Origin of the sequence: Streptomyces rubradiris (genome assembly GCF_016860525.1) — a bacterium.
Classification (GTDB): Bacteria; Actinomycetota; Actinomycetes; order Streptomycetales; family Streptomycetaceae; genus Streptomyces; species Streptomyces rubradiris.
In genome coordinates, this window is the sequence record NZ_BNEA01000015.1 from 3,200,900 (window position 1) to 3,220,607 (window position 19,708).

The 19,708-nt window shown below is 72.7% G+C and carries 21 protein-coding genes and 1 pseudogene; 13 read left to right on the top strand and 9 right to left on the bottom strand.

Annotation, left to right across the window (positions count from 1 at the left end; genetic code table 11):
* Positions 1–106 precede the first annotated feature (106 nt).
* Complete coding sequence (locus Srubr_RS27205; RefSeq protein ID WP_189993898.1) at positions 107–757, bottom strand: TetR/AcrR family transcriptional regulator C-terminal domain-containing protein; 651 nt, start codon at positions 755–757, stop codon at positions 107–109.
* Between the two features lie 71 nt (positions 758–828).
* On the opposite strand from Srubr_RS27205, the gene Srubr_RS27210 reads away from it, so the two are divergent.
* Positions 829–2,205, top strand: a complete 1,377-nt coding sequence (locus Srubr_RS27210; RefSeq protein ID WP_189993900.1) for an FAD-dependent monooxygenase — start codon at positions 829–831, stop codon at positions 2,203–2,205.
* A gap of 2 nt (positions 2,206–2,207) precedes the next feature.
* Here the strand turns inward: Srubr_RS27210 and leuE are convergent, their stop codons facing one another.
* Both leuE and Srubr_RS27220 read right to left on the bottom strand, forming a co-directional pair.
* Positions 2,208–2,858, bottom strand: a complete 651-nt coding sequence (leuE, locus tag Srubr_RS27215; protein ID WP_189993902.1) for a leucine efflux protein LeuE — start codon at positions 2,856–2,858, stop codon at positions 2,208–2,210.
* A gap of 110 nt (positions 2,859–2,968) precedes the next feature.
* Positions 2,969–4,549, bottom strand: coding sequence for an acyl-CoA mutase large subunit family protein (locus Srubr_RS27220; RefSeq protein ID WP_189993904.1), 1,581 nt, complete (start codon positions 4,547–4,549; stop codon positions 2,969–2,971).
* A 191-nt stretch (positions 4,550–4,740) separates the two neighbouring features.
* On the opposite strand from Srubr_RS27220, the gene Srubr_RS27225 reads away from it, so the two are divergent.
* On the top strand, positions 4,741–5,640 hold the full coding sequence (locus Srubr_RS27225; protein WP_189993906.1) for a L,D-transpeptidase family protein: 900 nt from the start codon (positions 4,741–4,743) through the stop codon (positions 5,638–5,640).
* A gap of 213 nt (positions 5,641–5,853) precedes the next feature.
* Here Srubr_RS27225 and Srubr_RS27230 read toward each other — a convergent pair whose 3' ends face one another.
* The gene (locus Srubr_RS27230) at positions 5,854–7,044 is read right to left on the bottom strand and encodes a hypothetical protein (RefSeq protein WP_189993908.1); all 1,191 of its coding nucleotides are present in this window, start codon (positions 7,042–7,044) and stop codon (positions 5,854–5,856) included.
* Complete coding sequence (locus Srubr_RS27235) at positions 7,044–7,706, bottom strand: RNA polymerase sigma factor (RefSeq protein ID WP_189993910.1); 663 nt, start codon at positions 7,704–7,706, stop codon at positions 7,044–7,046. Before Srubr_RS27235 ends, Srubr_RS27230 begins: the two co-directional genes overlap by 1 nt.
* Positions 7,707–7,974: 268 nt before the next feature.
* Here Srubr_RS27235 and Srubr_RS27240 point away from each other — a divergent pair.
* Positions 7,975–8,130, top strand: a pseudogene (locus tag Srubr_RS27240) (MerR family transcriptional regulator); the annotation flags it as partial.
* Positions 8,131–8,350: 220 nt separating this feature from the next.
* On the opposite strand, the gene Srubr_RS27245 reads toward Srubr_RS27240, so the two are convergent.
* The 4 genes from Srubr_RS27245 to Srubr_RS27260 form a co-directional block, all read right to left on the bottom strand.
* Positions 8,351–8,965, bottom strand: a complete 615-nt coding sequence (locus tag Srubr_RS27245) for an RNA polymerase sigma factor (RefSeq protein ID WP_189993912.1) — start codon at positions 8,963–8,965, stop codon at positions 8,351–8,353.
* Between the two features lie 214 nt (positions 8,966–9,179).
* Positions 9,180–9,653: a hypothetical protein gene (locus Srubr_RS27250; protein ID WP_229926617.1), complete on the bottom strand. Its 474-nt coding sequence runs from the start codon at positions 9,651–9,653 to the stop codon at positions 9,180–9,182.
* Between the two features lie 180 nt (positions 9,654–9,833).
* A complete protein-coding gene (locus Srubr_RS27255) occupies positions 9,834–10,550 on the bottom strand; it encodes a DUF4328 domain-containing protein (RefSeq protein ID WP_189993914.1) in 717 nt (238 codons plus the stop codon).
* 204 nt (positions 10,551–10,754) lie between these two features.
* The gene (locus Srubr_RS27260) at positions 10,755–12,365 is read right to left on the bottom strand and encodes a beta-N-acetylhexosaminidase (RefSeq protein ID WP_189993916.1); all 1,611 of its coding nucleotides are present in this window, start codon (positions 12,363–12,365) and stop codon (positions 10,755–10,757) included.
* A 221-nt stretch (positions 12,366–12,586) separates the two neighbouring features.
* Here Srubr_RS27260 and Srubr_RS27265 point away from each other — a divergent pair, with 221 nt between their 5' ends.
* The 10 genes from Srubr_RS27265 to Srubr_RS27310 all read left to right on the top strand — a co-directional run bounded on the left by Srubr_RS27265 (position 12,587) and on the right by Srubr_RS27310 (position 19,706).
* Positions 12,587–13,135: a 2-oxo-4-hydroxy-4-carboxy-5-ureidoimidazoline decarboxylase gene (locus Srubr_RS27265; protein ID WP_229926618.1), complete on the top strand. Its 549-nt coding sequence runs from the start codon at positions 12,587–12,589 to the stop codon at positions 13,133–13,135.
* 180 nt (positions 13,136–13,315) lie between these two features.
* Positions 13,316–13,696 (top strand): succinate dehydrogenase, cytochrome b556 subunit, encoded by a 381-nt coding sequence (sdhC, locus tag Srubr_RS27270; RefSeq protein ID WP_189993920.1) that lies wholly within the window; start codon positions 13,316–13,318, stop codon positions 13,694–13,696.
* Between the two features lie 5 nt (positions 13,697–13,701).
* Complete coding sequence (locus tag Srubr_RS27275; protein WP_030789512.1) at positions 13,702–14,184, top strand: succinate dehydrogenase hydrophobic membrane anchor subunit; 483 nt, start codon at positions 13,702–13,704, stop codon at positions 14,182–14,184.
* 19 nt (positions 14,185–14,203) lie between these two features.
* Positions 14,204–15,958: a succinate dehydrogenase flavoprotein subunit gene (gene sdhA, locus Srubr_RS27280; protein ID WP_189993922.1), complete on the top strand. Its 1,755-nt coding sequence runs from the start codon at positions 14,204–14,206 to the stop codon at positions 15,956–15,958.
* Entirely contained in the window at positions 15,958–16,737 is a 780-nt protein-coding gene (locus Srubr_RS27285) for a succinate dehydrogenase iron-sulfur subunit (RefSeq protein ID WP_189993924.1), read from the top strand. The genes sdhA and Srubr_RS27285 overlap by 1 nt, the downstream gene beginning before the upstream one ends.
* 112 nt (positions 16,738–16,849) lie before the next feature.
* Positions 16,850–17,260, top strand: coding sequence for a VOC family protein (locus Srubr_RS27290; protein ID WP_189993926.1), 411 nt, complete (start codon positions 16,850–16,852; stop codon positions 17,258–17,260).
* 88 nt (positions 17,261–17,348) lie between these two features.
* Positions 17,349–17,756, top strand: a complete 408-nt coding sequence (locus Srubr_RS27295; RefSeq protein ID WP_189993928.1) for a hypothetical protein — start codon at positions 17,349–17,351, stop codon at positions 17,754–17,756.
* Positions 17,753–18,271, top strand: coding sequence for a DUF393 domain-containing protein (locus Srubr_RS27300; RefSeq protein WP_189993930.1), 519 nt, complete (start codon positions 17,753–17,755; stop codon positions 18,269–18,271). The genes Srubr_RS27295 and Srubr_RS27300 overlap by 4 nt, the downstream gene beginning before the upstream one ends.
* Positions 18,272–18,282: 11 nt before the next feature.
* Positions 18,283–19,029, top strand: a complete 747-nt coding sequence (locus tag Srubr_RS27305; RefSeq protein ID WP_189993932.1) for a TetR/AcrR family transcriptional regulator — start codon at positions 18,283–18,285, stop codon at positions 19,027–19,029.
* An 89-nt stretch (positions 19,030–19,118) separates the two neighbouring features.
* Positions 19,119–19,706, top strand: a complete 588-nt coding sequence (locus Srubr_RS27310) for a Uma2 family endonuclease (RefSeq protein WP_189993935.1) — start codon at positions 19,119–19,121, stop codon at positions 19,704–19,706.
* Positions 19,707–19,708 lie beyond the last annotated feature (2 nt).

A 19,708-nucleotide genomic window follows, 5' to 3' on the forward strand; every position in this document is an offset into this window, starting at 1 on the left:
CTGGGCTCTCTCAGGGGTGGGTCGCTGCGACCGTAGAAAGCGCTCGACGCCAGGGGGCGACGTCCGTCGGAACGCCGGGTGAACGCGAGGTGGCGGCTGTCCCTGTTCAGCCGATCCCGTACCGCGCCGCGATCCCCTCGATCAGCAGCGCCAGCCCCTCCTCGAACTGCTGGTCGTAGTCGGCGAAGAGCAGCTTGCCGGCCTCGGCGGCCAGCGGGTGGTCGGCCAGCCGCCGGGCGCGTTCGCCGATGTCGTAGCCCTCGCGGCGCTCGTCCGGGACCGGCCGTACCCCCTGTTCCTCGGTGACGAAGCCGAGGGTGTACAGGTGCGTCGTGCGGCCCGCGTGCACGGCCTGGGCGAGGGTGAAGCCGGACTCCGTGAGCAGTCGCAGGTTCGCCTCCAGCTCGCGGGCGTGCTCCGTGCCGGTGAAGCGCGAGCCGCTGAAGACCCGGGCGCCGTCGCGGTAGCCGAGCAGCGCGCCGCGCAGTCCCCGGTTGGTCTTCAGCAGCCGCTCCCGCCAGGTGTCGGCGGGGTCGAGCGCGGCCCCGGCGGTCATCCGCCGGTACATCTCGGTGGCCATCTCGTCCAGCAGCGCCTGCTTGTCCTTGAAGTGCCAGTACAGCGCGGGCGCCTTCACGTCCAGTTCGCGTGCGATGGCCCGCAGGGTCAGCCCCTCCAGGCCGACCTCGTTCAGCAGTCGCAGCGCCGTGCCGGCGACTCGTCCACGGTCCAGGGGTGCGCGTTTCTCCGGCTTCACGCTTGACAGCTTAACGCCGTTAAGGACATGCTCGCGGACGGCAGCGCTTAACGTCGTTAAGGAGAGATGCGATGGATGTCCTGATCGTGGGGGCGGGTCCGACGGGTCTGGCCCTCGGTATCGACCTCGCCCGACGCGGGGTCGACGCGCTGGTCGTGGAGCGTGCGGACGGACTGTTCCCCGGCTCCCGCGGCAAGGGGGTCCAGCCCCGCACCCAGGAGGTCTTCGACGACCTCGGCGTCCTCGCCGAAATCCGCGCGGCCGGCGGCCCCTACCCGCCCCGGCTGGTCTGGCGGGACGGCGAACCCCTCGGCGCGGCGCCCATGTTCGACCCGGTCCCGGCGGACGAGGGCACGCCGTACACCGAGCCGTTGATGATCCCGCAGTGGCGGACGCAGGAGATCCTGCACGCCCGGCTGACCGCGCTGGGCGGCCGGGTCGCCTTCGGCCACGAGGTGACCGGACTGCGGCAGGACACCGAAGGCGTGACCGTGGACCTGGCGGACGGTACGGCGCTCCGCGCGGCGTACGTGGTCGCGGCCGACGGCGGACGCTCCACGGTCCGGCGCGCGCTGGGCGTGGGGATGACCGGGGAGACGGTGGACCCGGCCTCCTTCCTGGTGGCGGACGTCCAGGTCAAGGGCCTCGACCGCGACCACTGGCACATGTTCCGGGGAGCCGGGGAGACCGGCCTCGCGCTGTGCCCGCTGGCCGGAACGGACGACTTCCAGCTCCAGGCGCGCCTGCCGGAGGGCACCGCACCGGAGCAGACCCTGGACGGCGTCCGGTCACTGGTGGCCGCCTTCACCCATCTGGACGCCGACAGCGTGACCGGGCTGCGGTGGATCTCCGGCTTCCGGCCGCGCACCGGGCTCGCGGACCGGTTCCGGGTGGGCCGGGTCCTCCTCGCCGGCGACGCGGCCCACGTGCACTCGCCGGCGGGCGGCCAGGGCCTGAACACCAGTGTCCAGGACGCCTGCAACCTCGGGTGGAAGCTGGGCGCGGTGCTGCGCGGCGGGGCGCCCGAGACGCTGCTGGACACCTACGAGGAGGAGCGCCGGGCCACCGCGGCCGGCGTGCTCGGCCTGTCCACGGCGGTGCACCGCGGCCAGGTGCGGCGCGGAGCGGCGACGGTGCAGCTGGGCCTCGGCTACCGCGAGTCGTCGCTCAGCGTGGAGCGCCGCACCGCCCCGGCGGGGCTCCGGGCGGGCGACCGGGCCCCGGACGGCCGGGTGGCCGGCACCCGGCTGTTCGACGTGTTCCGCGGGCCGCACTGGACCCTGCTCGGCGCGTCGGTGCCGGGCGTCCGGTCCCTCCCGTCGGCCCCGGAGTCCTACGGCCCGGGCGTCTTCCTGATCCGGCCGGACGGGTACGTGGGCTGGGCCGGCGAGACGACCGGGGGCCTGACGGAGTACGCCTCACGCGTGGGCGCCTTGACCGCGCCGTAGCGTCACGCGCTCGCCAGCGACAGCTTCACCGCGAAGCCCAGGAACAGCGCGCCCGCCGCCGACGTGGCCGTCGCCGTCAGGCGCTTGCGGCGGCGGAAGGCGGCGGAGAGGCGGGTGCCGCCGAATATCAGGGCGCTGAGGTAGAGGCAGCTCGCCACCTGGGCGAAGGTGCCGAGGACGACGAACGAGAGGGCCGGGTAGGGGTAGTCCCGGTCCACGAACTGCACGAAGAAGGCGACGAAGAACAGGATCGCCTTGGGGTTGAAGAGGCTGACGACGAGGGCACGGCGGAACGGGCGCTCGTCGGCGGCCTGCGCGGGCGGCGCGTCCTCGGCGGCCGGTGCGTGGCGGGTCCGCCACGTCTGCCGAGCCGCCCGCAGCATGCCTATCGCCAGCCAGGTCAGATATCCGGCGCCGGCGTACTTCACGATGCCGAAGAGCACGGCGTTGGCCTGGAGCAGGGAGGCCACCCCGGCGGCGGACAGGGTCATCAGCACGGTGTCCCCGCACCACACGCCCGCCGCCGCGGTGTACCCCGCCCGTACGCCACGGCGGGCGGCGACGGACAGGACGTAGAGGGAGTTGGGGCCGGGCAGCAGAACGATCAGGATCAGGCCCGCGAGGTACGTGGGGAGGTCGATGACACCGAACATGCGGGGAGTGTCGCACGCGGGTACGACAACGGACCCGGACGGTCCAAAGAACGGTACGCGGGGCACGCGGGGTACGCCGACAGGACGCGACTCGACGCGCGGCACCCCGCTCAGAACGTGTCCGACGGGACGTGGCTCCCCCAGACCTCCCGCAGCGCCCCGCACACCTCCCCCACCGTCGCCCGGGCCCGCAGCGCCTCCTTCATCGGGTACAGCACGTTGTCCTCCCCCTCGGCGGCCGTCCGCAGCGCGCCCAGTGCCGCCCGCACCGCCCGCCGGTCCCGGCCGGCCCGCAGCCGGGCCAGGCGCTCGCACTGCCGGGTCTCGATCGCCGGGTCCACCCGCAGGGGCGCGTACGGCTCCTCCTCATCGAGCCGGAAGCGGTTGACGCCGACGACCACCCGGTCACCGGACTCGGTCTCCCGCGCGATCCGGTACGCGTTCCGCTCGATCTCGGCCTTCTGGAAGCCCCGCTCGATCGCCGCCACCGCCCCGCCCGTCTCCTCGACCCGCCGCATCAGGTCCAGCGCGGCCTCCTCCAGGCCGTCCGTCATCCGCTCGACCGCGTACGAACCCGCGAACGGGTCCACCGTCGCCGGCACGTCCGTCTCGTGGGCCAGCACCTGCTGGGTGCGCAGCGCCAGCCGCGCGCTCTTCTCCGTGGGCAGCGCGATCGCCTCGTCGAAGGAGTTGGTGTGCAGGGACTGGGTGCCGCCGAGGACGGCCGCCAGGGCCTGCACGGCGACCCGGACCAGGTTCACCTCCGGCTGCTGTGCCGTCAGCTGGACCCCGGCCGTCTGGGTGTGGAAGCGCAGCATCCACGACCTGGGGTTCCGCGCGCCGAACTCCTCCCGCATCACCCGCGCCCAGATCCGGCGTGCGGCGCGGAACTTCGCGACCTCCTCCAGCAGCGTCGTACGGGCCACGAAGAAGAAGGACAGGCGGGGCGCGAAGGCGTCCACGTCCAGGCCGGCCGCGATCGCCGTACGGACGTACTCGATGCCGTCGGCGAGGGTGAAGGCGACCTCCTGCGCGGGGGACGCGCCCGCCTCGGCCATGTGGTAGCCGGAGACCGAGATCGTGTTCCACCTCGGGGTCTCCACGGTGCAGTAGCGGAAGATGTCCGCCGTCAGCCGCAGGGACGGCTTGGGCGGGAAGATGTACGTGCCGCGCGCGATGTACTCCTTCAGCACGTCGTTCTGGATGGTGCCGGTGATCCGGTCGGCGCCGACGCCCTGCTCCTCGGCGACCAGTTGGTAGAGGAGCAGCAGCAGGGCCGCCGGGGCGTTGATCGTCATGGAGGTGGAGACCCGGTCCAGCGGGATGCCGTCGAACAGCACCCGCATGTCCTCCAGCGAGTCGACGGCCACGCCCACCTTGCCGACCTCGCCGTGCGCCAGGGGGGCGTCGGAGTCGTGGCCCATCTGGGTGGGCAGGTCGAAGGCCACGGACAGGCCGGTGGTGCCGTGGTCGATCAGCCGCCGGTAGCGGGCGTTGGACTCGGCCGCCGTGCCGAACCCGGCGTACTGGCGCACGGTCCAGGGGCGGCCGGTGTACATGGTGGGGTACACGCCCCGAGTGAACGGGTACGCGCCCGGTTCGCCCAGTTTCCGCCCAGGGTCCCACCCGGCCAGGTCGGCCGGACCGTAGACCGGCTCGATGGGCAGACCCGATTCGGACTCACGTGCCATGACCGCCTCCGCGCTACAACGCGTACCCCCTCAGGCATGCCATGTCACCCGGTTACGGTCACGGGAGGGAGGGAGTCCGGCGGCGGGCACGCGGGGGACGTCGTCCGGCGAACGGTCCGGAAACATCCCCCGGTGGCGGTCGCGCGGGCGGACGGAGTTCGGCGGCTGCCACGCGGGGAAGCATCCCCGGCATGAGGATTACGGGGAGACCCGCCGCCCTGCTCGCGTCGGCCGCCGCGGTCACCGCGCTCGCCGCCCTGGCCGGCTGCACCGTGCAGCCGCAGGACACCGACGCCAAGCACGGCCTGCCGGTCCGCGTCCAGTTACCCTCCAGCCCCGCTCCCGCGCCCACCGGGACGGCGGGGACCACGTCGGCCACTCCACCCCCACGGGCCACCACCCCCGCACCGGTCACGCCGGCCGTCCCCGCCACACCCCCGGCGCCTCCCGCGCCCCCGCCCCGGGTGCTGTGGGCGCACGGGAGCAGCGGGCCGGCCGTACGGGAACTCCAGGCGCGGCTGCGCCAGGTGGGCTGGCTGTCCGCCACGCCGACGGGGACGTACGGCCCGCAGACCGTGCGGGCCGTCCTCGGCTTCCAGGGCAAGCGCGGACTGCCGGCGACCGGCAGGCTGGACACCGTCACCTGGCAGCGGCTGCTCGCCATGACGCACCGGCCGACGCGGTGGGAGCTGTACCCGATGGGCGGTCAGCCGGCCGCCGCGCCCGACGCGCGCTGCACGACCGGCCGGGTGCTGTGCATCGACAAGGCCAGCCGGACACTGCGCTGGATGATCGACGGGCACACGCTCGACACGCTGTCCGTACGGTTCGGCACCCAGTACACGCCCACCCGCGAAGGTGTGTTCAAGGTCTACTGGAAGTCACGGCACCATGTGTCGACGCTCTACCACTCCCCGATGCCGTACGCGATGTTCTTCAGCGGCGGCCAGGCGGTGCACTACTCCGCCGACTTCGCGGCGCGCGGGTACGCGGGCGGTTCGCACGGCTGCGTCAACGTGCGGGACGAGGCGGCGATCGCGCGGCTGTTCGCCCAGGTGAGGGTCGGCGACAAGGTCGTCGTCTCCCGGTGAGGCTGCGGGGCGCGGACGGGACCGGGGGAACGTGTCCCGCCCGCGCCAGGTGCACGAGCCTTGGGTACGGGGGGAACCCGGCTCCGTGCGACGGCCGATGACCAGTCGGCTCACTCAGTACTGCGTCACGGGCTCCGAAAACGTCACACCTGGCGCGGAAACAGTTTCTCGCTCTGGTGAAACCGCAGGTCACACAGGATGCGGCGGGGTCGGTCAGAGCGCGAGGCGGACGGAGTGGGCGGAGTGTGCCGGGTTCGGCGCGCGGTCGGACCGCTCCCGGTCCGGCTGCCCGCGGTCCCGCTCCGCGCGGTCCGGGCCGCCGGGGTGCGGGGCGGCGCGGGAGGGGGCGGGCGCGACACCGCCGCGGCGCCCGCCGTCGCCGTGACCGGGGCCCGGACGGCCGGGCCGGGCACCGCTCCCCTTGCCTCGCCCCTTGCCCCCTTCACCCCTGTTGCCCTCTTTGCCCCTCTCGCCCTTGTTCCTCTCGCCCTTGTTCCTCTTGCCCTTGCCGCTGTTCCCGTCCTCCCCGTGCCCGGGGCCGGGGGCACGGCCGCCGGCGGACAGCAGGACCTCGCAGTACCGGGTCACGCGGGCGGCCCCGCCCGCCAGGTGCTCCAGGGCGCGCCGGCGGCCGGTGTCCAGGTCCTCGCCGTCCCGCAAGGCGCGGCAGGCGTCGGCGTCGCGGAGCCATCCGGTGCCGGGGATCGCGGAGGGGGTGCCGGGCGTGGTGTCGCGTCCGGTGCCGACGCCCTGTCTGCCGGTTTCACCGGTCCCGCTGGTTGCGCCCGTCCCTCCTGGGCCGGTGTCAGGGCTCCCCTCGGCCCGGCCGCCCGGAGTGCCCGCCGTGCCGGGGGCGCCGGTGCCCTTGCCGGCGTCCGGTGCGGCCCGCGCGGACGGGGAGGCGAGCGGCCGTCCGGTGGCCGTACCGGCGGTGGCGGTGGGGCGGGGCCGGGCGTCACCGAACGGCGTCGGGAGCGCTCCGCTGCCCGCGGCCACGGCGACCCCGCCGAGCGTGCCGACGGCCAGCGCGGCGGCGAGCGCCAGACGTGCCGGGCGGCCCCGGCGGAGGCGCCGGGCCGGGATTCCGGTACGGGCCGGCGCGGCGATGCGGATCAGGCCCGCGTCGGCGCCGGGCGCCGGCGCGCGGGCGGCGGAGGGGGCGTGCGCGGCGGCGGTGCGCTCCGCCTCGGCGGCCTCGCGGGCCTTGCGGAACGCGGCCAGCGCGGCCTGTTCTCCGGGGAGTTCACCGGTGGCCGGGGCCGCCTCGGCGGACAGTGCGCCGAGCGCCCGGGAGAGGCGTTCGGCCTGGTCACGGGCGGAGGGGTCGACGGCTTCCAGCGACTCACCGCGCAGCAGACGTTCCGCCGTCCCACGGTCCAGCCACTTGTCCTGCTCGTCGGCCATCACATGTCCTTCTGCGTCCGCGTACGCGTATGCGTCACAGTTGCGGACGTCACCGCGCCGCGGCGCGGTTCTCGCTGTGGCGGGAGGGCGTCGAGTCCGCCCGCCGATTCCGGATCGGCGCCGATCAGCTCCGCGAGTCGCTTCAGACCGCGGTGCGCGGCGGTGCGGACGGCGCCCGCGCGTTTGCCGAGCGTCTCGGCGGCGGTCTTGGCGTCCAGGCCCACGACCACGCGCAGGACGACGGCCTCGGCCTGGTCCTGCGGGAGCCGGGCGATCAGGGACAGGGTGCTGTCGGTGGCCAGGGCCTCGATGGCCTCGCCGGCCGTGTCGGACTCGGCGGGCCGGCCGGCCAGCTCGGTCTCGTCGCCGCCTATGGCGGGACGCCGGCCACGCATGCGGATGTGGTCCAGGGCGCGGTTGCGGGCTATCCGGGCGGCCCAGCCGCGGAACCGGTCGGCGTCGCCGCTGAAGCGGTCCAGGTCACGGGCGATCTGGAGCCATGCCTCGGAGGCGACGTCCTCGGCGTCCGGGTCGCCGACGAGGGTGCGGACATATCCGAGCAGCCGGGGGTGCACCGCGCGGTACACCGTGCGGAACGCGGCCTCGTCCCCGCCCTGTGCCGCGCGCACCGCGGCGGTCAGCTCCGCGTCGTCCCCCAGCACCGTACTCCCTTTACGCCTGTCCTCGGTCGGCGCGAAAGGCACGTTACGGCGTGAAAGGGCCGCGCGTCCATGTCCATAGAAGATGCAACTAACTCGTGACCGGGTACGGATGCGCGCACGGTGAGGACCGGATGTGGCCGGGTGTGACAGAAACGCCACGCACGGCGCTGAAGAGAGTACGGGCCGCACGCGACCCGTACCCGCGACGGCCGGGGCCTCTCCTGTGGGGGGTGGCGGCCCCGGTCGTTGCCTTGTTGTCTCTCGGCCGGTGGATGCCGTGCTCCCCACCGCCCAGGCCCTGGCCCGCTGGATCGACGCAGGCGGCTACCGGTCGGCCGGGTACCCCCGCGAGGTCAGCCTGGAGTGCCCGGAAAACCTTGACGACTGGGTGACGGAACTCCAGGCACCGGTGACCCGGGGCTGATCGATCACGCCTCGGCCCGGCCGGCGCCCACGGCGGGAGCGGACCGCCGGGATCGCGCGCATCAGCGGCTGGTACGCCTGGCCGCCGTGCGGGTTCGTCCCGGACACGGCGGCGGCCGGCGACACGCCCGGTGCCGTGCCGGACCTCGCCGCCGGTACGGAGTCCTCGTTCGCCGCGTACGCCGCTGCCCACGGCGGCTGACGCCCCGGCACCGAACGCGCTACTCCTGACCGCGCCCGCTCTCGTCGCCGTCCCCGGCACCGGTGTCCGCGAGGTGCCGGGCCAGGCTGCGCAGCCCCCGGTACGTGGCCGTGCGGACGGCGCCGGGGCGTTTGCCGAGGACGCGGGCGGCGGCCGGGCCGTCGAGGCCGACGACCACCCGCAGCAACACCGCCTCGGCCTGGTCCCGCGGCAGCGCGCGCACCAGTTCCAGCACCCGCTCGCCGGCCGGCGACTCCAGGGCCTGCTCGTCGGTGCCGTGCCGGCCGGGCAGTTCCAGGGCGTGCTGTTCCAGCGGCGCGGACCGGGGCCGGGCCCGCTGCCGGCGCAGGTGGTCCAGCGCGCGGTGCCGGGCGATGGTCGCGGTCCAGCCGCGGAAGCCGGCCCCGTCGCCGTGGAACCGGCCGAGGCCCCGGGCGATCTCCAGCCACGCCTCGGAGGCGATGTCCTCCGCCTCCTCGCCGACCAGGCCCCGCAGATAGCCCAGCAGCCCGGGGTGCACGATCCGGTAGGCCACCGCGAAGGCGCTCTCGTCACCGTCCTGGGCCCGCGCCACGGCCTCGCCCAGCTCCCCGTCCCGCGGCCGCGGGCGGCGGGGTCCGACTCCCTGGCCCAAGACCGTCCTCGTTCGTGCCGGGTTCCTGGCCACTGTGTGACGCCTGATCTCACGGTCGCGACACGCCCCCGCCGTGCCGGCCGTCCTCCACGATCATCAGCGTCGGCCCCGACGGAAGTGTCACAGCCGGACGGCGGCCCCCGCTCGGCACGGCAACGGCTCCCGCTCGCCTCGGAAACAGCCCCCGCTCAGCCCGGGGACCGCCCGGCCGGCCTCAGATCTCGCCGGTCGCGTCCCGGCACAGCAGCCGGAGCGAGCCGTGGCCGCCGTAGCAGCGGCGGGCCTCCTCGATGGGGTCCCACAACCGGCCGTCGGGGGTGCGCACCCAGTACTCCCCGCCCGTCGCCCACCACTCGGCGCCGGTCCGGCGGACGATGACCTCGCCGGCGTAGGCGCCGAAGCCGCGCAGGACGCTGCGGACGGCCGCGTACGGCGCCCGCTCCCGGCGTATCTCCTCGATCATCCGGTCCACCCGCCTCAGGCTCCGCGCCGAGTAGTCGAGCCGCACCCGGGCGCCCTCGCGCATCGTCGCCACCGCGTCCGCCGCCCAGCGCGCGGGTTCCGCCACGGCGCGCGGCCTGGTCGCCTGCCGGGCCGGCCCGTAGGGGGCCGTCGGACGGGTTGGCGCACCGGCCGGCACCGGGCCGGCGGCGCGGGCGGTCACATGGGCTGTCGCTTCGGCTGTCATGTGGGCTGTCACATAGGGAAGAGCGCTCCGGGGCGGGGTCGCGTCACCGGGTTCCGCCCGGTTTCGCCAAACGTTTCGCCAACCGCCGCAGGACCGCCTTACGACCCTCGCACGAAGGTCACAGGCCCGCCCGCACCCCCGCTTCCGCCGTGTCGCGCGCCCGGCGCGAGCGGTCGGTTCTCAGCCGAGCGCCGGGGCCGGGAACGGCATCTCGCCCGAGCGCAGCTTCCACTCCTGCAACCGGCTCAGCCGGACGACCACCAGGACGGCGAGGACCGCTGCCACGATGTCGAGCGCGTCGGAGAGCAGCATCACCCTGGCGGCCTCGTACAGTTCCTGTGCCGTCTCGGCGCGCCGGGAGCGCGTGTCGGCGAGCCGGTCCAGGAAGAGGTCGACGAGCCACAGCGTCCACCAGGCGTTGACCAGCGGGTGCCCGGACCGCGCGCCCCAGGGCCCGCTGGCGTCCCAGGTGTCCGCGACGATCCGGCGCGGGAACCACAGGTTCACGACCGGGCAGAACCAGCCGCCGATCGTCCAGCCGCGCCTCATGCGGTGCCGGGAGGCGTCGAACACCTCGGCGTTCACCCGTACCCGCCACAACCAGCACAGGTAGACGACGATCGTGGCCACCAGCGCCACGCCCTGCAGGATGCCGGAGAGACCGTAGAGGTCGTCCGCGCGGTCGGCCCGGTCCACCATGTCACCGCCCACGGCGCCGTCGACGAGGTCCTTGGTGACGTCCATCTCCAGCAGGTCCGCGTAGCAGGCGAACAGGTCGGTGGCGATGACCAGGCCGAGCAGCACGGCGGTGGCCCGGGCGAGCGCGGCCGGTGAGCGCGGCCAGGCGCCGGGCGGGGCCGGGTGCGGGTACGGCGGCACGGGCATGGGCGAGGTCATGACGAGGTTCCCCCGAGAAGAAAGAGTGGCGGGACGGCGCGTGGTCCTCCCCGGACCGGAGCGCCGCCGACGGCACCGGCACGTGCGTCGCCGACGTGCGCGGACACCGGAACTTACGGCCGGACGTCCCCGCACGTCCACCCGGTTCCGGCGCCCGCCCGGCCGCCGCGCGGACCTCAGCCCAGCCGGCCCGCCGCGCGGATCTCAGCCCAGCCGGTCCGCCAGTTTCCGGAAGTCCGCCCAGGACAGCGCGGGCCGGCCCGGGTCCCACAGCTTCTGCACGGTGGCCCGCAGCGGCATCCGGATTCCGGCGGCGACCTGCCCTTGCGTCTGCGCGTGCGGGAAGTCGCACCACACGGCGAACGACCCGCCGAGGATCTGCCCGTCGTAGCGCGCGGGCACGGCGGTCGTGCCGCGCACCACCCTTGGGTTCCACTGCTCGTAGATGCGCTGTCCGGTCGGGTAGACGAAGGTCTGCGGCTGGCCGAGCACGTAGTAGAGGAACTCGTCGTTGTAGTTGAGCAGCTGCCGGCCCGCGCTCAGGTACTCGGCGGGCGGCCGGGCGCCGATCTCCTTGCCGGTCCAGTAGGCGACCTGGAGCGAGGGGTCGGGCTGTACGGAGGTGCCCCGGAAGAAGCCGTCGTTCCAGGCCCGTACGGTCTTGCCGTGGGCGCGGACGGTGGCGGCGCGGTCGTCCAGCCAGCCGGTGGTGAGGTCGGCGACCGTGCCGCCGGGGCCGTACTTGCGCTGGGCCGCCGCGGCCAGCTGCGGGTACGACGCCTGCGGGTCGCGCGCCATCAGCGCCTGGTACTCGTCCCCGCCCAGGTGCCACCGGCCGCCGGTGAACAGGCCGGCGTACTCGTTCAGCAGGTCGTCCACGAGCCGGGCGGAGGCGTCCTTGGAGATGTCGACGGCGCCGCGGAGCACCACCCCGTTGGCCTTGCGCAGCCGCAGGTCGGGGTGGGCGGCGAGGGCCGCGCCCAGGTGTCCCGGGGAGTCGATCTCGGGTACGACGGTGATGTGCCGGCTCTCCGCCAGCGCCACGATCTTCTTGACCTGCGCCTTGGTCAGGTGGTCCGGGGAGACGATCTCGGGGTGGCTGTCGGACTCGATCCGGAAGGCCTGGTCGTCGGAGAAGTGCAGGCCCAGCTCGTTGAACTTCAGGTCCCCCAGCTCGCGTATCCGGTCCTCGATCCAGGACGCGGTGAACGGTTTGCGCGCGATGTCCAGCATGAACCCGCGCACCGGCTTGGCCGGCTGGTCACGCACGACGCCCTCCGGTGCCGTGCCGCCGCCGCGTACCTCCTGCTTCAGGGTGCGGGTGCCGTAGAAGACCCCGGCCTCACCGGGCCCGGTGATGTCGACCCGCCCGTCCCGGACGGTCAGCGTGTACGACTCCCGGTTCCCGCCCCCGCCGCCGAGCGCGAGCCGTACGTCACCGGCCCGCGCGTCGTTCTTCTGCCCCGCGTACACCAGCCCCAGCTCCCCGGCTGTCAGCCGGGCCTCGTCGGCCAGCGCCGGATCGGCCACCACCACCCGCGCACCGGGCCGGGGCCGCCAGCCGGGGCCGCGCTCCGGGGTGTGCGAGCGGACCGCGGGTATGGTGCGCGGCGTCTTCGACAGCGGGTACGACCGGCTCGGGCTCGGCGCCGCCGACGGGGTGCCCGGTGCCGTGGGCTCCGTACCGGTGCCGGCCACCCGGCCGGAGGCCGACTGGCGCGTCGCGTTCCCCGGCGGTGCGCCGCCGCCGTCCGCCGCGGCCCACAGGCCGACGCCCGTGCCGAGCGCTACCGTCCCGGCGAACGCGGCGGCCATCACCGCCCGCTTCCGTATCACCTGCCGCGCCGGTCCCCGGCGCCTGTGCCTGTGCTGGGTCACCCTGCCAACGTACGACCGTTCCCCGGTCCGGCGGTCAGCCGGACGAAGCGAAACTCTGCCGTTCGAGTGAAATTCCGTTATCGCTCGGACACCGTATGACCACTCTCGATAACCTGACGACACTCACATCCTTCACACAATCCCCTGCCGCACCACATGTGACGCGAGGACCGACGCTGCCCGCCCACCATCTGCCGTATCTCCCCAAGCCGCTCGACGCCTTCAACACCGCGCCCGCCGACGAGGCGCGCACCCTTCTGCTGCACTGCCTGCGCAGCCCGCGCTGGTCCGACCGGATCGCCGCGCACCGCCCCTACCCCGACCTGGACTCCCTGCTCGCCGCGGCCGACGAGGCGACGTACGACCTCTCCCCCGCCGACCTCGCCGAGGCCCTGGCCGGCGAGCGCCTCCCCGAACTCCCCGAGGACACGTACTCGGCGGCCCACATGGCCCTCGGCGCCGCCCGCGCCGCCTACGAGGCCCGCTTCGGCCACACGTTCATCATCTACGTGGGCGACATCCCCGCGGACGAGGTCATCGACCACATCCTCCAGGCGATCCGATCACGATTGGCGAACGATCCGGAGGACGAGCGGGTGGTGGCGGCGGAGCAGCTCCGGCGCCTGGCGAAAGGGAGAATCGCGGCATTTCTCAAGGGCGCGAGAAACCGCGCGACCAGCACCAACGCACCCGCACCCGGTAGATAACCGGACACACCGCACCGGGCTAGCCCAACCGCGTGCCACTTTGATCACACCGGTAGGCCCCCCGTAAGGCACAGCGCGTCGCCTCGCTACGATGCTGGGGGCCGGTGGACCGTACCCGGCCGGGCCCGACCGACAGAGAAGCCGGCGCGGCCCTAGTCCCCGCTCCCGGAGGGTTCTTCCGTGCCGGCTGGAACGCTGTACCGCGGCCGGGAAGGAATGTGGTCCTGGGTGGCTCACCGAGTCACCGGCGTCCTCATTTTCTTCTTCCTGTTCGTTCACGTGCTGGACACCGCTCTCGTGCGTGTCTCCCCCGAGGCCTACGACAAGGTCGTAGCCACGTACAAGACGCCGATCGTCGCGCTGCTGGAGTACGGCCTCGTCGCCGCCATCCTCTTCCACGCGCTCAACGGCCTGCGGGTGATCGCCGTCGACTTCTGGTCGAAGGGCCCGCGCTACCAGAAGCAGATGTTCTGGACCGTGATGGGTGTCTGGATCGTCCTGATGGCCGGCGCGATCTACCCGGTCCTCGGCCACGCGTACCGCGCACTCTTTGGGAGCTGACGCCGATGTCCACGACTGAAACCCCCGCTTCCGGAGTCGGCCCCGTGGAGGGCGCCCCCGTCTACACCGTCGACCACCCGGCGCCGCTGATCGAGGCCCCGCGCAAGCGCACCAAGAAGACCCCGAAGTCGACCCGGGGCAACTTCGAGCTGGCGGCGTGGCTGTTCATGCGCCTGTCCGGCATCGTGCTGGTCGTCCTCGTCCTCGGCCACCTGCTGATCCAGCTGGTGCTGGACGGCGGTGTCTCCAAGATCGGCTTCGCCTTCGTGGCCGGCCGCTGGGCGTCGCCGTTCTGGCAGGTCTGGGACCTGGTGATGCTGTGGCTGGCGATGCTGCACGGCGCCAACGGCCTGCGCACGGTCATCAACGACTACGCCGAGCGGCCGACCAGCCGGTTGTGGCTGAAGGCACTGCTCTACACCGCCACGGTGTTCACCATCCTGCTGGGCACGCTGGTGATCTTCACCTTCGACCCGAACATCCGCTAGGCACGGGGCTGCGAGAATCATGAAGATCCACAAGTACGACACCGTCATCGTCGGCGCCGGCGGCGCGGGCATGCGCGCCGCCATCGAGGCGACGAAGCGCAGCCGCACCGCGGTCCTGACCAAGCTCTACCCCACCCGCTCCCACACGGGCGCCGCGCAGGGCGGCATGGCCGCCGCGCTCGCCAACGTGGAGGAGGACAACTGGGAGTGGCACACCTTCGACACGGTCAAGGGCGGTGACTACCTGGTCGACCAGGACGCCGCCGAGATCCTGGCGAAGGAGGCCATCGACGCCGTCCTCGACCTGGAGAAGATGGGCCTGCCGTTCAACCGGACCCCGAACGGCACCATCGACCAGCGCCGCTTCGGCGGTCACTCCCGCAACCACGGCGAGGCCCCGGTCCGCCGGTCCTGCTACGCCGCGGACCGCACCGGCCACATGATCCTCCAGACGCTGTACCAGAACTGCGTCAAGGAGGGCGTGGAGTTCTTCAACGAGTTCTACGTCCTGGACCAGCTGATCACCGAGGTCGACGGCGTCAAGAAGTCCGCCGGTGTGGTGGCGTACGAGCTGGCCACCGGCGAGATCCACATCTTCCAGGCGAAGGCCGTCATCTACGCCTCCGGCGGCTGCGGCAAGTTCTTCAAGGTGACGTCGAACGCCCACACCCTGACCGGTGACGGGCAGGCGGCGGTCTACCGGCGCGGGCTCCCGCTGGAGGACATGGAGTTCTTCCAGTTCCACCCGACCGGCATCTGGCGCATGGGCATCCTGCTCACCGAGGGTGCCCGCGGCGAGGGCGGCATCCTGCGCAACAAGGACGGCGAGCGCTTCATGGAGAAGTACGCTCCCGTCATGAAGGACCTGGCGTCCCGTGACGTCGTGTCCCGCTCCATCTACACGGAGATCCGCGAGGGCCGCGGCTGCGGTCCCGAGGGCGACCACGTGTACCTGGACCTGACCCACCTGCCGCCGGAGCAGCTGGACGCCAAGCTGCCGGACATCACCGAGTTCGCGCGGACCTACCTGGGCATCGAGCCGTACACGGACCCGATCCCGATCCAGCCGACCGCGCACTACGCGATGGGCGGCATCCCGACGAACGTCGAGGGTGAGGTCCTGGCGGACAACACCACGGTCGTCCCGGGCCTGTACGCGGCCGGCGAGGTCGCCTGTGTCTCCGTGCACGGCGCCAACCGGCTCGGCACCAACTCGCTGCTGGACATCAACGTCTTCGGCCGCCGCGCGGGCATCGCCGCCGCCGAGTACTCGGCCAAGGCCGACTACGTCGAGCTGCCGGAGAACCCGGAGTCCTTCGTCGTCGAGCAGATCGAGCGGCTGCGCACCTCCACCGGCAACGAGCGGGTGGCGACGCTGCGCCGCGAGCTGCAGGAGACCATGGACGCCAACGTCATGGTGTTCCGCACCGAGCAGACGATCAAGACGGCGGTCGAGAAGATCGCCGAGCTCAGGGAGCGCTACCAGAACGTGGCGATCCAGGACAAGGGCAAGCGTTTCAACACGGACCTCCTTGAGGCGATCGAGCTGGGCAACCTGCTCGACCTGGCCGAGGTCATGGCCGTCTCGGCCCTCGCCCGCAAGGAGTCCCGCGGCGGTCACTACCGCGAGGACTACCCGAACCGCGACGACGTCAACTTCATGCGCCACACCATGGCGTACCGCGAGGTCGGCGCCGACGGCTCGGAAACCGTCCGTCTCGACTACAAGCCGGTCGTCCAGACCCGCTACCAGCCGATGGAGCGTAAGTACTGATGGCTACCCCTGTTCTGGACAAGGCGGACGCGGCCGGCCGGCCCGAGCCCGGTTTCGCCGACTCCCCCTACATCACCGTCACCTTCCGCGTCCGCCGGTTCAACCCGGAGGTCTCGGCCGAGGCGACCTGGGAAGACTTCCAGCTGGAGATCGACCCCAAGGAGCGGGTCCTCGACGGTCTGCACAAGATCAAGTGGGACATCGACGGCACCCTCACCTTCCGCCGGTCGTGCGCGCACGGCATCTGCGGCTCGGACGCGATGCGGATCAACGGCAAGAACCGCCTTGCCTGCAAGACGCTGATCAAGGACATCAACCCCGAGAAGCCGATCACGATCGAGCCCATCAAGGGCCTGACGGTCCTGAAGGACCTGGTCGTGGACATGGAGCCGTTCTTCCAGGCGTACCGGGACGTCATGCCGTTCCTGGTCGTCAACGAGACGAACGAGCCCACCCGGGAGCGCTACCAGTCCCCGGAGGACCGCGAGCGCTTCGACGACACGACGAAGTGCATCCTCTGCGCGGCCTGCACCTCCTCCTGCCCGGTGTTCTGGAACGACGGCCAGTACTTCGGCCCGGCCGCGATCGTGAACGCCCACCGCTTCATCTTCGACAGCCGTGACGAGGCGGGCGAGCAGCGCCTGGAGATCCTCAACGACCGCGACGGCGTGTGGCGCTGCCGCACGACCTTCAACTGCACGGACGCCTGCCCGCGCGGTATCGAGGTCACCAAGGCCATCCAGGAAGTCAAGCGCGCCCTCATCACGCGCCGCTACTGACCTGCCGAGGCACCGCCAAGGGCCCCCGCTTCCTCCGGGAAGCGGGGGCCCTTGTGCGTACGGTCCGGTGGGGCTCCTCGCTTCCCGGGTGCCGGGATCCTAATCTGACGACATGTCAGACGAAGAGTCGTACGAACTGCTCGGCTTCGACAACGTGCTGCTCCCCGTCGGCGACCTCGGCGAGGCCGTCGCCTTCTACGAGCGGGCCGGGTTCACCGTGGGCTTCCGGCTGGACGAGGCCGGCATCGCGCTGCTGAAGGTCGGCGCGGAGACGCCCGGCATCCTGCTGCGCGCCGAGGAGGGGCTGGGCCGGCGGCCGCCGCACTGGCCCTCGCCGCGGGTCTGGCTGGAGGTGCCGGACGCGCGGGCGGCGGCGCGGGAGCTGGCCGCCGCCGGCATCCCGCCGCTGGACGAGATCACCCAGGGCGTCACCGGCTGGACGGTGGAGATCGCCGACCCCTGGGGCAACCTCCTGGGCTTCACGGACTACACCAAGCGCCCGGCCCTGGCCCGCAGGGGCTGAGTCCCCCACCCCCCGGTTGAACGCGTTCAAAAACAGGTCTACAGTCATCCCCGTCAGCGTTTTGAACGCGTTCAAGAAGGGGTGGGGCATGGACCGCACCGTCATCGCCTACGTCATCTACCTGGTCGTCAGCATCGCGCTGACCGTCTGGGTGGCCCGCACGCTCAGCCGCAACGGACGGATCTTCCTGGCCGACGTCCTGCGCGGCGACGAGAGGCTCGCGGACGCCGTCAACCACCTCCTGGTGGTCGGCTTCTACCTCGTCAACCTCGGCTTCGTGGCGCTGTACCTGAGCGATGACGACACGGTCCAGGACACCCGCGGCATCTTCGAGGCCCTGTCCACCAAGCTGGGCGTGGTGCTGCTGGTCCTCGGCGCGATGCACCTGGGCAACGTGTACGTCCTCAACCGGATCCGCCGGCGCGGGATGCTGGAGCGGGAGCAGGTGCCCCCGGTCCGCCCGCAGGAGTGGATCGCGCCGAGGGCCGGGGCGTGACCGGCGTGACCACCACGACCACCGCACCGGACCGGGACCCCGCCGGGGCCCCGGTCCGCGGGCTGACCGTCCTGTACGACGACCGGACCGCCGTGGGCCTCCACCTGCGCGACTGGCTGGCGCGCCGGCCCCGGCTGGTGCCGCTGGAGCCGCTGCCGGCCGGTTCGGCCGCGGCCCGCGCCCGCTTCCCCGGGCTCGGCCCCGGCGACCCCCTGGACGAGATCACCCTGGTCGGCGACTCGGGGCAGGTCTACCGGGGCCCGAGCGCCTGGATCGTCCTGCTGTGGGCCCTGCGCGAGCACCGCCCGCTCGCCCACCGGCTCGCCGGCCCGGCCGGCGCCGCAGCGGCCCGCGACGCCGTCCTCACCGCGGCGAAGTGGCGGGGCCCGCGGCGGCCCGGCACCCCGTGGGGCGGGCGGGTCCACCAGCGGGCCGACGGCTGGTCCTATCACCCGCTCACCGGCTGGACCTACGCGCCGCCGTCCCGGGCGGGGGCCGCCCCGGCCAGTCGTTAGGCTCTTCTACCGTGCCCGCGAAGAACGACGGCCCCGAGGCGGCCGGCCCCCACAGCAGCAAGTCCGAGCAGACCCGCGCGCTGATCCTCCAGACCGCGATGCGGATGTTCCAGGAGCGCGGCTACGACAAGACGACCATGCGGGCCATCGCCAAGGAGGCCGGGGTCTCCGTCGGCAACGCCTACTACTACTTCGAGGGCAAGGAACACCTGATCCAGGGCTTCTACGACCGGATCGCCGCCGAGCACCAGGCTGCGGTCCGGTCGGTGCTGGAGCGGGAGACCGACCTGGAGGCGCGGCTCGCGGGGGTGCTGACCGCCTGGCTGGACATCGCCCGGCCGTACCACGAGTTCGCGGTGCAGTTCTTCAAGAACGCCGCCGACCCCGACAGCCCGCTCAGCCCCTTCTCCCCGGAGAGCGAGCACGCCCGCGAGCAGGCCATCAGCGTGCACCGGGAGGTACTGGCCGGCTCCAAGGCCAAGGTGGCCCCGGAACTGCGGGACGTCCTGCCGGAGCTGATGTGGCTCTCGCAGATGGGCCTGGTGCTGTACTGGATCTTCGACCGCACGGAGGACCGCGAGCGCAGCTACCGGCTGGCCCGGCGCGGGGCCCGGCTGACCGCGCGCGGGGTGGCCCTGGCCCGCTTCCGGGTGCTGCGGCCGCTGGTCATGGAGGTCCACGAGCTGTTCACGGACTTCCTGCCGGGCATGACGAGGGTCCTGCCGGACCCGGGGCGCGGGGGGCGGGAGAACGAGTGATCACTTTCGGGTGAAGGCGCGGGGACAGGACGTCCGGCGCCGCGGATGCCTACGATGCTGTTCTCGACACCGCCCACAGGAGGCACCCGATGTCCGCAGCTGCTGTCGAGCGGCCTCACGACGACTGGTCGCAGATCGCCGAGGCGAACCAGATCATGGAGCGTCTCCCGGGTCTTCGTGCCGAGATCATCGGAGGCCAGATTCTCGTGAGCCCAGCGCCGGACGGCCCGCACTCCGAGGCCTTGATGCTCTTCGCGGCTCCCTTCCAGCAACTGGGTCTCGTGAGAGCACTCCCGGGAATCGGGCTCTGGCTGCCCACCGGCCCGGAGGACTACGTCATCCCCGACCTGTCGGTGGTCGATGACGACTACCGCGACCACTTGGTGGAGAACATCTGCTACGACCCGGTCTGCTTCCGTCTGGTCATGGAGGTCACCTCCAGCAACTGGCGAACGGATCTACGCGACAAGGTCGCCTGCTACGCCAGGGCCGGTGTCCCGGTCTACGTCATCATCGATCGCCACCACCAGCGTATCCACCTCCTCACCAGCCCGGTGGCCGACCGTTACCAGAGCCACGGCATCCACACACCCGGCGAACTCGTGACACTTCCCGAGTCCGTCGGCGGCAAGGTCACCCTGGACGTGACCCGACTCCTGCAAGCCGGCCAGAGCTGACC